The sequence below is a fragment of the Nostocoides veronense genome (assembly GCF_039531185.1).
Taxonomy (GTDB): Bacteria; Actinomycetota; Actinomycetes; order Actinomycetales; family Dermatophilaceae; genus Nostocoides_A; species Nostocoides_A veronense.
Genome location: NZ_BAAAPO010000015.1, coordinates 82,546 through 97,006 on the forward strand (window position 1 = coordinate 82,546; position 14,461 = coordinate 97,006).

A 14,461-nucleotide genomic window follows, 5' to 3' on the forward strand; every position below is an offset into this window, starting at 1 on the left:
GTTCGGCCGAGCAGGCAGCCGGTGTCTCAGAGATCATCACTTTCCACCGAGCAGCGGCCAAGCGCGGTATGACCCTGATGTAGGGCAAGTAGTGCGCAGGGCTAGCTGGCAGCGGACGTGAGATGCGAGGCAGCGCCGATAAGCTACATTATGTCAAGTTATACCCAGCGTACGGATGGCGCGTCCCCACCGACTATGTCTACTCCCCTGAAACCGGGCCACTTCCTCATCAAAAGTTGCCTGCTATAGTAGCAGCCCCGTGTCTCACGACTCTTGGCCACATCAGGAGGTGGATCGGTGAGTGGACGCTCGCAGCCGACGTACTTCAACGCCATCGACCGGACTGTCATCGAGTACCGCGACGCGAGCGGCGACAGCGTGTCGACAGTGATCAGCACCGATCTAGCGATTGTTGCTTTCGAGCACACGATGCCCGCGCGCTCAGTGCCCTCGTGGAAGGGCAAGAACGTCTACGAGGGCGACTACTGGGCATCGACCACCAGGGGCTTCGTTCACCACGAGTCCTTCCTGGAGCGCGAGTACCTCATGGCAGCGGACTCTGACCAGTCGATCCTCGCTTTCGCCTGGCAGCCCTTCATTCTGAAGTGGCCCAAGGGCACCAAGGGACACCGGGGCCACGTGCCCGACTACTTCTGCCGTCTCAGCACCGGCGACGGCCTGGTGGTGGACGTGAAGCGTCCGGACAAGGTGCACGCCAGCGAGCAGCAGTTCGCCATGACTCGCGAGGTGTGTGAAGAGGTGGGATGGCGCTACAAGGTCTTCACCGGCCTGCCCGAGCCGCGCCTGTCCAACCTCACGTTCCTGGGCGGGTTCCGCCAGGACCGTTACTCCCCTGGTGCCGAGGACGTGCCAGCGCTCCTGGATGCGTTCACACCTGAGACCTCCTTGGAGGCCGGAGTTCGCCGCGCCGTGCGAGCCACGGGACGACCCCGGCCTGTCGTCCACGGCAACGTCCTTCATCTGCTCTGGAACAGTGTTCTTACCGTCGACCTCGACGCCCCGCTTGACCTGGCGTCTCCGGTGTGGGTCCCATCAGCGGTGCCTGCATGAAGTCAGTCCGGCTCTTCGACTTCATTTCGTACGACGGTGACTCGTACCAGGTCATCGCTCAGGACGGCGCTCGCCTCGCGCTGAAATCTCTGACTACCAACCGGATTCGACATGTCGGCGTCGCCGAACTGCTCGCGGATGACTCGTACGAGCCGGATACGCCTGACCGCCTGCCCGTTCTGGACGACGTGGCCGTGCTGGAGACGCTGGACGACCAGACCCGCGAGGAAACACTCTGGCTCTACCGACACGTCCACGAGATCGTCCATGGCACTCCTCCCCTGGCGGTACTCAACGGTGCAGAGATCGACCCGAACCCCCGGTACGACCCCTCTGTTCCGCTGCTAGAGCGGATCGCGGCGAAAGCCGACGAACTAGCGGGAACGGATCGCCCGCTGTCGGCCCGGAGCCTGCGCCGATATGTGTCGGCGTACCGCAAGCACGGGGTGGTCGCCCTTGTCGACGGTCGAAAGCGCCGCCAGCGCAAGCCTGGGCGTGATCAAGACCCACGTCTGCTCAGCCTGATTCGTGAGGAGATCGCGGCCCAGGAGAAGGTGAGCACCGGGACCCGCACCAGAGTCATCACGCGGGTCATGGTGCGCGCAGGAGACTTGGGGATCGACTTCCCTTCGCGGAACACCATGTACCGCCTCATCAATGCGGAGCAGCGCACGCACCCCTTCGGGGACGCGACGCTGCGCCGGACTCAGGCCAACCGGCCTGACCGAACGTACGGACGGCGCGCTCCCCTGCGCCCGGGCGAACTCGTGGAGATCGACAGCACCAAGTTGGACCTGATGGTCGTGTTCCCCGACGGAACCACGGGACGGCCCGAACTCACGACGATGATCGACGTGGCGACGATGACTCCCACCGCAGCAGTCCTGTTCCCGGAGGCGACCAAGGGCATCGACGTTGCCGCACTTGTGCTGGCCCGTTCTCTGATCCCCCTGCCGATGCAACCGGGCTGGAACGAGGAACTAGCGCTCTCCCGCTCGGTGCTGCCCGCCGACATGATCGAGCCGGATGAGACACTACGGACGGCCATCGCCGCCCGTCCGCTCATCTATCCGGAGACCATCACCATCGACCGAGGCAAGGTCTACACCGGCTCGGTCTTCCAACTGGCCTGCGAACGCCTCCAGATCAGCGTGATCCCCGCTCCCCCAGGCACCCCCACGGCAAAGCCGCACGTCGAGCGCCAGTTCGGAGCCGTTCACGACGGGCTCATTCAGTACCTGCGGGGGTACGTGGGCCGCAGTGTCAACCGCCGTGGCATAGACCCGAGTGCGGAGGCTTACTGGACCCTCTCCCAGTTGCAGAGCATCCTCGATTCCTGGCTGGTGCAGAACTGGCAGACGACGCCACGCAAGGGGCTCACCGTGCCAGCGATGCCTCGAAAGGCGCTCTCCCCCAACGAGATGTACGCCGCCCTGAGTGGAGTCGCCCCCACTCCTGCTGTGGCACTCAATCGTGACGATTACATCTCGCTGCTACCCATCGACTTCCGGTCCATCCAGCCCTACGGCGTGAACCACTCCGGCCTTATATACGACGCGCCGGACCTGCATTCGCTCCGTGGTCAGAGGTCGGGCCTCGGTGGAAGAGCCAAGGACGGCTGGGAGGTCCGCTATGACCCCGCTCGGATGAACATGATCTTCATCCGCGATCATCTGAAGAGCCGCTGGATCGAGGCGCAGTGGCAGCTCGATGACAAAACCCTCGCACCCTTCTCCAGCGCGGTGCTGGAAGCCGCGCGGAAGGCCGTGGCGCGTCGGGACGAGACGGCACCTCAGCACAAGGTACTGGAGGAGATCATCCGCATCCAGAGCGGGGTCGGCGTGACCGGGCAAGAGCGTCGCGCAGCCCGTAGAAGGACGGAGGCGACCGTGCCGGACCTCGCCGTCGTGGTCGAACCTGCTGAGGAGAAGACGTGTCACGAACCGCAGGCGCAACCGAAGAGGAAGCCCGTCCTTCCTGATCTTCCGGACCGTCTGCTCTAAGGGTTGAGATGACTGAAACCACTTGGACACCAGACACTCTCGCGGCCTGGCGTGACTTCGTGAGCTACCAGGCTGATCGGCCCCATGTGCTCACCGTCAAGGAGCGCGATGCGCTCACTCCCCTGCTCCGTGAACAATACGACGACTCTCGAATCGCGTTCGTCAACGCACCCATCGTCCTGCCGACGCCGGACTTGGAGCGACTGATCCGTGAGGCGCGGATCATCACTGGGATGAATCGGGGTCCGCAGTTCACCGCTCGGCTGTCCCTGGCAATCTCAGGCACGCAGACCCTCGGCAAGAGCACAGCGGCCCTCTACCTCGGTCGCGCACATGAAGAGCGAGAGCGCGCCAAGCACGCCCGCGAGGGCGACAAGTCGTTCGTTCCCGTGCTCTACGTCAGCACCCCGCCCCAGACCTCACCCAAGGGTCTGATGGTTCGATTCGCTTCGACTCTAGGAATCCCGGTGCGGTCCAGCACAACCACGGACCAAGCGATGGACCGTGTGGTCGACAATTTGCGCGAACTCCAGACCAGCATGGTGATCCTGGACGAGGTACAACACCTGCGGACGCGAGCACAGGCTGGCATGGAGGCCGCGTCCGCCCTGAAGTCGTTCTCCGAGAGGGTACCCGCCACCTTCCTCTACGTCGGCGTTGATCTCCCACGAAGCGACTTCCTCGGTGGTGCGATGGGAGCCCAGATGCAGGGGCGGACGACGATGGTGCAGATGCAGCCCTACTCCATCGGATCAGAGACGCACCGAAAGGAGTGGGACAAGGTGATTGCCCTTTTCGAGCGGGAGTTCCCTTTGGTCGAGCACGAGGTCGGCACCCTCATGGAAGAGGCCGCGTGGCTTCACGCTGTTACAGGAGGAGTGCTGGGTTCTTTGCGAACGCTGCTGCGAAAAGGTCTGGTCGCGGCCATCATCGACGGTCATGAACATCTCGACCGGAGGGCACTGGAACAGGTCATACCTGACTATCGCGCCGTAATCAGCGCGAGCAATGAGCACAAGTCCAGTCGAAGGGCGTCAGCGTAGGTGCCAATACAACCGCTGCCCCACCCCACGCGTCTAATTGGAGGCGAGGGCATCGGGTCGTACGCCCCTCGCGCAGCGGCCCGAAATGGCGCCATCGTCGACGACATCGAGACGGCGCTGCGGGAGGCCGGTCTTCTCACGAGGTCGAAGGCGCGGTCTCATCCCCTGCGTCTTCAGGCGTGGCGTGAACTGGGCGCGCTCCATGAGTCAGCCTTCACCGCCCCGGAGATCGTGGCGGGCAACTGGGTGATCGACCGGCCCGCCTGTATCCAGTGTTCTGCCGGCGTCCGCTCGACAGGCAAGCGCCCCGACTTGGGATGGGTGTGCGTGAGCCACAAGCGCTGGCTGGACGGAAAACAGGTTGCATTGCAGGCGTTTCCTGAGGCCCTCGCTGCCGAACGGCATCTACGTCGGGTCCTCGTCCCTCGCGGTGTCGTGGTCGAAAGCCCGGTCATGCGGCTTGCCGAAGAGTGCGCCATAGTCGGAATCTCGCGGGCGACATTCGAGGAGCGTGCCAGCCGAGTGACTTACCCCTCTCCTCCTCTTCTCATATACCCGGAGACGGTGCGGATGGCTCGTCTACTGACCCGGAGATCGTTCCTCGATCTCGTCTGTGATCCTGGCGTGCCCGGGCGGCAGCGCCGTTTCTTGGTCGAGGGTGAGGTCACTCGCATCCTGCCTGGCGAGAGGGACACGGAGGCGTGGCGGGCCGTGAACAGAGTGTGGGCCATGGTGACCGACTTATCTGACCTCATTCGAGACGCTGCGCTTGTGGATCGGCTGCCTGAGGACGCTCAGTACAACGTGCTCAGGCTCTCAAGATTCGTCGTAGAGCGTCCGGTCGAACCAGTAGAGGGCGTGCCGACCTTCGGCTGGTGAGGCGGGTATCGGGATCACCGCGCCGACCAGCAACCGCTGGAGGGCATCCGACTCCGGTCCGGTCAAGCCCGCGAGTAGCAGCGTTCCAGGTCCCTTGTCTTCAGCCTCGCCGAGGAGTCTGGCGCCGAGGATCAGGCCCGGTGGGACAAGGCCCGGAAACAGGGTGGTCCCCGCAACGAGAAGCCAAAGCACTCTCGCCTCGGAGGCAGCCCGATTCAGGGCCGATGCCTTATGTACCTGTGACCTGGGCCAACTGGAGAACGTCTCGAACAGCGCGTCCGCCGAGGCGTCGAGGAGCCCCTGGACCGTGCCAAACTGGCCCGGCTCGGTGACTTCAGCCACCAAGACCTGGACGTCATCGGGCGCACGCGCTGCGGGCGCGCTCTGAAGGCGCGAGGCGGTGCGCCCGTCCCAGCGCTCGAAGCAGGAGGCCATCCGGGCGTTGAGCACTGGGGGGTTGAGGGTGAGGATGAGTGCATCTCGCGCGGCTTCCGCTCTATCCTCGCGGCCCCGGTCGGTCAGCGCGTTGGCGAGGACCTCCACCAGAGGGGTTTGCCCCGCGTCCATGATCGCCTTCACCCTCTCGCGGGCGTCAACCTCCCGGTCGGGTAGGGCTTCGGGCGCACCCAGGTCTTGGAAATGTCGGCCCGAGAGTGCAATGCCGACGTAGAAGACCTCGCCCCCGGGATGGCTTGTCGGCGGTCTCGTCGGATCGATGAGCAAGTACACGGCCCACGGCAGAGGATCGCCCTGGAAGTGCGCCTGCGTAGCGGCGTCGAACGCGTCGCGGTCGTGATCGTCGTTCGCGCCGTGGGTGGGAGTGGGCATGAGATGGGTGGCCGGCCTCTCTCGCGTTGGTCTCTCGCGCACCGACGCTAGCGCGAACGCCGCTTGACCGGACTGTCCCGCTCACTCCCCCACACCGGAGCGAGCACCTCATCGAGCGAGACTCCCCACGCCCGCGCCAGCATGAGCCACGTGCGCAGATCGCCGTTGTAGCGCCCGCTGCTGATATTGAGCAGGGTCCCCCTCGTCAGGCCGCTCGCGCTAGCGAGGTCATCGAAACTCATGCCGCTCTTCGCTCGTAAGTCGTTGAAAATGGCCCGGAGTTGGGAGAGGTCGGGCTCTCGCACTTCGCCAATCACGGTGCCAGCCAAGCGTTCTGGGCCACCTCGGCGCAGTACAGGGACTTGTACTTTCTGGTTCAAGATGCTTCACTAAGGGACCTGAACCGAAGTATGGGGACCGTCAAGTTGAGGCCCGACCAAGGGCCGGATCGGGGTGAGGTCATGCAGGGATCAACGAAGGCCAGCATCGGCGTGGGCGCGGCCACCTGGGTTGCCGGGCAGGTCGGTGAGGCGCGTGCCTACGACCGAGCAGGCCGCATCATGAACGCCCAGATCGAGGCCGACATCGACTACATCGCGCGGCATGGCCGGGTCGCGGATGTCCCACCTGCGCTCCCCTTGACGGGCCGTGCTGCCCGCTCCAAGCCGGTGCTCTTCCTCCAGTCCTGGCTCATGGGGGCCGCGTTGACGGCGGTCTTGGTGGCCTTGCCGTTCCTCGTCGCCGGGCTCTCAGCGCGCGACCCCAACACTCCCCCCGGGCTGGCCATAGTGGGCAGTCTCGGCGTTGGCCTTGGCGGGGCCCTCCTGGCGGGCTGGCTGCCTGGGCTCCTGATCTGGATCGTTCGCGGCTCGCGCGAGAACAACCGGCGTAGCGAGGGCGTCGTCCTCGCCGAGTTCCGCCGCTACTGGGACGCTCGCCAGCAGGCCGCTCATGACCTCATGCGGGGTGCTGATCCCGTTCAAGTCAACCTGTGGCTGGGCTCGTTCTTCATCCCTGTGGCTGAGGACGACTGACCGATGTCGCGCCACGCGGAATCCCGCCGCCCCGCTCCCATCGTCACCGCCGTGGCTGCCATCCTCACGCTCGCAGGCTGTTCTGGGCAGGGCGCTCCGGCAAGCACGGATGCCCCAACCCCGGCTGCGTCGACCGCTTCGACACCCACTGTCACCCTTCCGGTCGCATCGGCCTTCGGCGCTCCCTCGTGGGGAGTTCAACTGCCCGCATCGAGCCAGCAGAAACGACCGGTCGTCACAGCGCAACGAGTTATCTACCTCGACGGCGCGTCTGTGAAAGCGGTTGACGCGACGGGCAAGTTGGCCTGGTCAGCGCAGTTCCCCGCCTTCGCGGGCGATGCACAGATCAAGGATGGCGCGGCCTACCCGTTCCTGCGGCTCGCCGATGTCGAGACTGTCGCGGTCGTTGATGGCGGTAAGGCGGCAGGCTCCGGCCTCAGCCAGGACCGCTACGAGACGCGAGTGACCTTGATCGACGTTGCGGACGGCCACGTCATCAAGACTCTCGTGATCCCCGGCACGAGCAATGACGCGCCGAAGCCTTCGGCAGTAGGCCTCGCCGTCGCCCTACCTGATGGCAAAGGCGTGGTGGCCGTTCTTGCTGACGGCTCAACTCGGACCCTGCCTGCGAGCACTGCGGTCGGCGGGCAGCCCCGGGCAACCGATGGCGGGGGGACGGTGGGTTCCGCCGCAATCAGCACTTGGGAGAGCAAGGCCGATGGCGGAACGCCGCCCTCTTCCGCTGGCTTCGCCGGGCCCGGGTGGACTTCGGTTTCCACCGCGCCGTCCTCCGCCTTCACCTCGGCATCACTTGTCGCGGGTGACGCCCATCGCCTGCTAGTTGGCCGATGGGTTGCTCCAGGTCGTACGGCGATGGACCCAGTAACCGTGAAAATCCTGGTGCTCGATGCGGCCAACGGGAAGGTTGTCGCCCAGCCTTCATGTGAGCCGGTCGGACAGGCCGTCTTCTCGTCCAGCCCGGATGGCAAGCACGAGGTGATCGGACCCATGAGGCTAGACGAGCAAGGGCACGCCCAGTGCTTCGGTGGCGGAGCGGGCCAGAAGGATGTCGCGCTCACTGCGGTGAACGACTCGGGCATCGCCTACGGGACAGCCGGGGCAGGCGGCTCCGACACCTCTTTCGTGACGGTGGCTCCTGATGGCAAGGTCACCACCGAGCCCCTGTCAACGGGCGAGTCCGCTCCCATTGGGATCATGGCCGGCGAAGTCGCCGTGCACTGGGACCCCAACCGTGCGGTGATCACGGGGAACACCATCAAGTGAGCATCGGTGCCTTCTCAAAGTAAGTCGAGGGCGGGTGAACCCGCCGGGCACGCTGACTGGCTCGCGGCTCTGGATGCGCAGATCGCGGCGGAAGACGCCGAAGATGAGCATGTCGATGATCTGGGCCGAGTCCCTCCTCCATCTCTGGGGCCCGGTCGAGCACCGACCGCCTTTGAGGGCTTCGCAGGCACAGGCGTACGCGCGCGAGCGACACGCCCAACGTAGAACGGAAAGCCGAGACGCGCGCCGATGGCGTTGCGTCATCTATTTTCCCTGGTCAGAAACTAGTGAAGCAGGTTTGCGCATCTAGGGAAATCCGTTCGCGACGCAAGAAGAACGTGCGCGCTTGGCCGTAGCGTTTGCTCATACCCAGAAGCCGAAAGGGACGAGCAAATGCCACGACAGACGCCTCCGGGGGCAATTGCCTTTCGTGAGAAAGTCAAGAGGACGGTTGCCATGGAACCGACCCTCTACCAAGAGTGCCTCGCAGTCTGCGTGGCCGAGCGCCGCTCCACCAGTGCACAGATCGCAACCTTCATTGAGGAGGGCGTCCGAGCCTGGCTCGACTCTCATCCAAGCGATCCAGACCTGACCAAGTGATGAGCCGCCTCCCCGGCTTGGCGGCATGGGAGGCGGCTCAGAAGTCCAACTGTGAGGACAATATGAGCATAGCAGGCGCACCCGACAACACTGCGATGGCATTGCACGAGCGCGACACCGGGAGCCCCGACGATGGGGTGCAGAGCGCATCCGTGGGTCCAGCCGCTGGCAGCGATGGAACAATCCAGTCCGAGGTGCTTCTCACTCTCGTCCAGACCCGAGCGCAGATAGTCTCGATGATGGCCAACCCGGCTTTGGGTCCGCTGGCTAAGCAAGTGGGATGTCTGCTCTGGGCAATCACCGAGACGTGGAAGCCGGGCGAGACCAAGCGCATCCCTTGGACGGAGATCGCCGATGCCATTGCGTGGACGAGCACCAAGGTGCTGGCCGATGAGACCGTCGACCTGGTTGCGCATCCGCACCCCCGGATGATCAGCGCGGCGATCAAGCAACTGGAATGCGCTGGGTACATCATTGTCAACCGAGTGGTCTGCACAGGCAGGGGGAAGCCCGCTGCGGTCTCGATGAAGAGGAGAACAGTCGCTGACCCCTACTGTCAGAAGGGACCAGGCTCGGACTTCAGAGTCTGGACGAACGCCATCACGGCGGAGTACGCGGCGGAAAAGGGTGCAGGTGACATGCGGGCATACGACGGGAAGGCTGTAGGTCACATGCACCCTTCTGAGGGAAAGGGTGCATGTGACCGGCAGGCTTCGGAAGAAGAGGGTGCAGGTGGCCTACACCCCTACAAGGAGACTTCCTCTCACAAGGGGACCTGTCCTCAAGCAGACCTCTCGCCAGCCGACACCCTTCCCTCTTGCGGCGACTCCGCCGCCGCCGAGCCGCCCGCACCAGCGTGGAGCGAGGTGACTGACGCCGAATCGGTCTTGGCGCTCGTGAAGCGCAGCCTGGACCGACGCGCGCTTCGTGAGTGGTCGAGTTCTCGTCAGCGAGAGGCACAGCAAGGTCTCCAAGCATGGATGGTGGGGTCCGGTGCGTCAGCCCCGGAGGCCCTCTACCTCGTCTCGGCCTGGGTGGCGGACCGACGCCTCGCCAACTGCAACTTCCTAACCGAGTGGCTTATGCGACACGCTGAGCAGGCGTCAGCGATCCGCGACCTCCTCCACCAGGGGGACCCCACTAGTGTGATCGAGGCGGGGCATGAGGACGGGCGTGAGTGGCGGCGGGGGCGACTGCGCAAGGCCGGGTGAGCGCTGCCGCTCTCTATGGCGACCGGCTCGCAGTCCCCGTGTCGTCCCGGGTGATGTCAGTTCTCCCTCGTACGCTTGTCTCGACTCCAGAACCCACCGAAGGCAGGTCATGCAACGTAAGCCGAGAGGACGGCTCGAACTCACGTGGATGGGCAAAGACTCGGCGCTCATCCCCGTCGAGGACGGCAAGTACGACTACGCCTGGGTCGACCCGAACGACCCGCGTGCTCGCGAGGTGAAGTCCATCGAGGTCGTGGAGCGGGTCGGAGAGGTCGGCGGACCGACCGGGGCTGGCGAGAACCTGCTTATCATCGGAGACTCGGGCGACGCCCTACGCTCTCTCGGCACGATCCCCGAGTACGCCGACACATACCTCGGCCAGGTCAAGTTGGTCTACATCGACCCTCCCTTCAACACCGGCCAGACCTTCGAGCACTACGCCGATCAGATGGAGCACAGCATCTGGCTGACGATGATGCGTGACCGGATCAGGGACATCAAGCCGCTCCTCGCTGACGATGCCTCAATCTGGGTCCACCTAGACGACGCTGAGGTGCATCGCATGCGCGTGCTCTTGGACGAGGAGTTCGGAGCCGACCGCTGCGCCAGCCAGATCGTTTGGCAAAAGCGAACGACTCGCGAGAATCGTTCTGCCTTCAGCGACAACCACGACCACATTCTCGTTTACACGAACTGCCCGGTGACGGAATGGCGAGAGACCCGGAACCGACTTCCCCGGACAGAAGCCACCAACAACCCTGACAACGACCCTCGTGGACCCTGGGACAGCATTCCGTTCACGGCACAGGGCTTCCGAGCCAACCAGATGTACTCGATCACAACGCCCACAGGTGTCGAGCACCAGCCTCCAGCGAACAGATGCTGGGGTGCGGTGGAGAGCGAGTACCAGCGCTTGCTCTCGGATGGCCGCATCTACTTTCCGAAGGGCGGAAACGGAAAGCCTCGCATCAAGCAGTTCGCGAGTGAGGCACCAGGGCTGGTTCCTCAGACCATCTGGCCCTCGGTCGAGGTCGGGGAGAACGACGAGGCGAAGCGGGAGATCCAGTCCCTCTTTCCAGGACAGAGCCCGTTCGACACCCCAAAGCCCGAGCGCCTACTCTCACGGATCGTTCACATCGGGAGTAACCCTGGTGATCTAATCGTGGACTTCTTCGGCGGGTCCGGTACCACTGCCGCCGTGGCGCACAAGATGGGATGGCGCTGGCTGACGGTTGAACTTGCAGAGACCAATGCCTGCTTGTTTACGGTTCCCCGGCTACGCAGGGTGGTGGAGGGACAGGACCCCGGAGGTGTCACGTCCAGTACCACGCGGGTGGCAGTGGCAGACCTTCCTGATGGAGTCGGGCCGGAAGACGCGCGGAAGTTCACGACTTTGGTAGGAAAGTTCACGGATGACCGAGACCTCCTGATCAACGTCGTGACCGAGACCGCGAAGTTCGTTCGACAGGCAGCCAAGACCGACGAGCCGCCCTTGAGGGAGGATGAGTCCAAGGCCCTCCTTGCATTGCTTCGGAAGGTGGGACAGGGAGCCGAAGGCGAAGTTGCGGTCGATGTCATGCCACAGGTTCGCAAGGCCCTACGCGACGCGGCCAAGACGAGAGACGAGTCCACCACCGTGTGGGAAGGCGGCGGCGGATTCACCGTCGCGAAGATGGGTCCGTCCATGTACGAGGTGGACGACGAGGACGGTCAGGTCTTCCTGTCTTCAGAGGCGACGAACGGGGCATGGTCCAAGGCCATCGCAGGTCAGTTGAAGTTCGCTCTCACGCCCGACGATCCCGTGTTCTGCGGCGTGCGCAAGCGTCAGCGGCTTGCCGTCATCGACGGGGTGGCTGACGAGATGGTGGTGCGGACGGTGGCTGAACGGTTGGGTGAGAAGGAGCGGGCCGTGATCGTGGCCAAGGGGGTTGTCCCGGAGGCTGCGCAACTGCTCCAGGAACTCTCGCCTGGCTCTCGGATCAAGAAGGCACCCGCCGACGTGTTCCCGAAGGCCACGGTGAAGTGACATGACTTTCGACATCGCATACGACGAGGCCCTGATCGAGGAGATTGCGGCTCGCTTCGATCTCCGTGACCCGAACAAGAGGGCACTCGCGACGCTGGTGAAGCGTCTGGCGAGTGGCAGCTTCGTCTTTCAGGAGTTGGTTGCCGACCTGGCAACCGGGGTGGGCAAGACGTACCTCATGTCCTCACTCATCGAGTACCTGGCGACCCAGGGTGTCCGGCATGTCCTCGTCGTGACGCCCGGCTCGACCATCCAGCGGAAAACATTGGAGAACTTCGACGCGGCCTCGGCGAAGTACGTTCCAGGCGCGGACCTCATCCCCTTCGTGGTCACCCCCGAGACCTTCCGCTCGGCCCGCGTGAGCGCAGCCCTGCGCGATCCCAGTCGGCTCAAGGTGTTCGTCTTCAACGTGCAGCAGTTGATTCGCCCTACCGACAAGGTGAGCCGCAAGGTCCGGGATGAGGATGAGAACCTCGGTGACGCGCTGTACTCGTACTTGGAGAACGCCGACGACCTGCTCGTCATCGCGGATGAGCATCACGTCTACCACGAGAAGGCGAAGGCGTTCTCGGGCGCGATCCGCGATCTGCACCCAGTCGCGTTGATCGGCCTGACGGCAACTCCCGATCCGGCAGACGCCTCGAAGGTGGCCTTCCAGTACACGCTGGGTGAGGCCATCGCGGACGGGCATGTGAAGGTGCCTGTCATCGTCTACCGCAAGGACGGCACGAAGGACGAGCGCACCCAGTTGCAGGACGCATGTCAACTGCTCGGTCACAAGGAGCGCTCGTATGCGCTCTACCGCGAGATGCACCCGGACGCCCCCGCTGTGAAGCCCTGCTTGTTCGTCGTCTGTCAGACGATCCAACACGCAGGCGAGGTCGGCCAGTTGCTCGCCCAGCCGGGGCTCATCGGAGACGGCTCGCGAGTCTTGGAGATCACGTCGCAGTCCTCGGACGAGGCGTTGGAGGCCCTGGCGCAGGTGGAGCACCCGGACTCTCCGATCCGGGCCATCGTCAGTGTGAACATGCTGCGCGAGGGCTGGGACGTCAAGAACATCGCGGTCATCGTGGCGCTGCGCAGACTCGCCTCCCAAACGCTCACCGAGCAGATTTTGGGTCGCGGGCTTCGGCTCCCGTTCGGCGTGCGAACGGGTGTCGCTGACGTCGACCAGGTGGACCTGGTGGCGCACGACTCCTACCAGCAGTTGCTCGATCAGAAGGACGTTCTGCGTCAGCGCATTCAACTACCCTCCTCCGAGGTCCCGGTCGACAACCAGGGCTTCGCCACCACGAGCACTCTCGATCCGTCCAAGCCCGTCGACCCGAGGGGCTGGGGCGAGGGCGACTTCGGGGTCGGTGGGGCTGGCGCTGCGGTTGCTATCGGCCCAGGACAACGCAGTCTGTTTGATGACTGGGACTTCGAGGACGAATACGGTCAGACCGGCCCGGGGTTGCAGTTCCAGGAGGCCGAGGAGCGCATCGAGACCAAGGAGCCGATTCCGCAGCACCGCGTCGAGGGAGCGCCGCAGATCGTTTTTCCGCGTCGGGAGGCACGCCTTGCCTACGCGCCGTTCTCGCTCTCCGATATACCGGACGGCGACGCGCAGGCAGCCGGTGTGGCCTTCATCAAAGAGGTACCGACGTTTCTTTTCCGGGACGCGTTGGAGGCAAAGCGTTCTGGCGACGACGTGACCATCGTGAGCACGCCGCAGGGAACCGAGGAAGCGCAGCAGACCCTCGCCGGCCTTGATGTTGTGCGTGACGACCTGATCGAGGCGATCATGCAGCAGCCCGAGGTGCCGTCCGAGAAGGCGTCGAAGAACGCGGCCAAACGCCTGGTCTGGGCGTTCCTGAAAGGCGCGGGCGTGACAACCGAGGTGGCGAGTGCCGAGTGGGGGCAGAAGCGCCGCCAGCAAGCGGTCGAAGGGATGCGTCGCCTCATCCGTGACAAGATCGCCAACCGGAAGCAGCAGATGGCCTTCGAGTTCGTACCGGTGACACTTCCACTCGAACCGGTTCTGGTGGACGCGGACGCGCCCCAGGCGCACAACGTCACCAAGTTCAAGAAGGGCGTGCAGTACGTCGGCTGGAAGAAGAACGTCATGCCGATGGCGACCTTCGACGCAGGGACGACTGAGTGGCAACTGGCGCTCCTCATGGACCGCGACCCCAACATCGAGTGGTGGGTGCGCCTGTATACCAACGGACCCGCGTTCGTCCCGACGACCGATGGCGCGTACTTCCCCGACTTCATCGCCATCGACACCGAGGGGACCTACTGGCTGATCGAAGGCAAGGCAGACGACCACGCAAAGGACGACTCGGTGCTCCGCAAGAAGGCTGCTGCCGAGACCTGGGCGCGGGCGGTGCGCGACGATGGCGACTTCGGCAAGTGGCGGTACCTGTTCGCCACCGAGACCGACATCAAGCAGGCCGGGGGCTCATGGAACGGCCTGCTCGTGAGCACGAAGCCGGAGTGA

At 64.4% G+C, this 14,461-nt stretch carries 12 protein-coding genes; 10 read left to right on the forward strand and 2 right to left on the reverse strand.

Annotation, left to right across the window (positions count from 1 at the left end):
- Positions 1-297: 297 nt before the first annotated feature.
- The 4 genes from ABD225_RS04260 (at position 298) to ABD225_RS04275 (ending at position 4,996) form a co-directional block, all read left to right on the forward strand.
- On the forward strand, positions 298-1,071 hold the full coding sequence (locus tag ABD225_RS04260) for a TnsA-like heteromeric transposase endonuclease subunit (protein ID WP_344081777.1): 774 nt from the start codon (positions 298-300) through the stop codon (positions 1,069-1,071).
- Positions 1,068-3,074, forward strand: coding sequence for a Mu transposase C-terminal domain-containing protein (locus ABD225_RS04265; protein ID WP_344081780.1), 2,007 nt, complete (start codon positions 1,068-1,070; stop codon positions 3,072-3,074). Before ABD225_RS04260 ends, ABD225_RS04265 begins: the two co-directional genes overlap by 4 nt.
- An 8-nt stretch (positions 3,075-3,082) precedes the next feature.
- On the forward strand, positions 3,083-4,117 hold the full coding sequence (locus tag ABD225_RS04270) for a TniB family NTP-binding protein (RefSeq protein WP_344081783.1): 1,035 nt from the start codon (positions 3,083-3,085) through the stop codon (positions 4,115-4,117).
- Positions 4,118-4,444: 327 nt separating this feature from the next.
- Positions 4,445-4,996 (forward strand): hypothetical protein, encoded by a 552-nt coding sequence (locus tag ABD225_RS04275; RefSeq protein ID WP_344081786.1) that lies wholly within the window; start codon positions 4,445-4,447, stop codon positions 4,994-4,996.
- On the opposite strand, the gene ABD225_RS04280 is transcribed toward ABD225_RS04275, so the two are convergent.
- Complete coding sequence (locus tag ABD225_RS04280; RefSeq protein ID WP_344063725.1) at positions 4,934-5,824, reverse strand: GIY-YIG nuclease family protein; 891 nt, start codon at positions 5,822-5,824, stop codon at positions 4,934-4,936. The genes ABD225_RS04275 and ABD225_RS04280 overlap by 63 nt on opposite strands.
- Positions 5,825-5,871: 47 nt before the next feature.
- The gene (locus ABD225_RS04285; protein ID WP_344063728.1) at positions 5,872-6,066 is read right to left on the reverse strand and encodes an XRE family transcriptional regulator; all 195 of its coding nucleotides are present in this window, start codon (positions 6,064-6,066) and stop codon (positions 5,872-5,874) included.
- 219 nt (positions 6,067-6,285) lie between these two features.
- Between ABD225_RS04285 and ABD225_RS04290 the strand changes: the two genes are divergently transcribed.
- The 6 genes from ABD225_RS04290 (at position 6,286) to ABD225_RS04315 (ending at position 14,461) form a co-directional block, all read left to right on the forward strand.
- The gene (locus ABD225_RS04290; RefSeq protein ID WP_344081789.1) at positions 6,286-6,858 is read left to right on the forward strand and encodes a hypothetical protein; all 573 of its coding nucleotides are present in this window, start codon (positions 6,286-6,288) and stop codon (positions 6,856-6,858) included.
- Between the two features lie 3 nt (positions 6,859-6,861).
- On the forward strand, positions 6,862-8,142 hold the full coding sequence (locus tag ABD225_RS04295) for a hypothetical protein (RefSeq protein WP_344081792.1): 1,281 nt from the start codon (positions 6,862-6,864) through the stop codon (positions 8,140-8,142).
- A gap of 456 nt (positions 8,143-8,598) precedes the next feature.
- Complete coding sequence (locus tag ABD225_RS04300) at positions 8,599-8,742, forward strand: hypothetical protein (RefSeq protein WP_344081795.1); 144 nt, start codon at positions 8,599-8,601, stop codon at positions 8,740-8,742.
- Positions 8,742-9,953, forward strand: a complete 1,212-nt coding sequence (locus ABD225_RS04305; protein ID WP_344081798.1) for a hypothetical protein — start codon at positions 8,742-8,744, stop codon at positions 9,951-9,953. Before ABD225_RS04300 ends, ABD225_RS04305 begins: the two co-directional genes overlap by 1 nt.
- 148 nt (positions 9,954-10,101) lie before the next feature.
- Complete coding sequence (locus ABD225_RS04310; RefSeq protein ID WP_344081801.1) at positions 10,102-11,979, forward strand: site-specific DNA-methyltransferase; 1,878 nt, start codon at positions 10,102-10,104, stop codon at positions 11,977-11,979.
- A gap of 1 nt (position 11,980) precedes the next feature.
- Positions 11,981-14,461, forward strand: a complete 2,481-nt coding sequence (locus ABD225_RS04315) for a DEAD/DEAH box helicase (protein ID WP_344081804.1) — start codon at positions 11,981-11,983, stop codon at positions 14,459-14,461.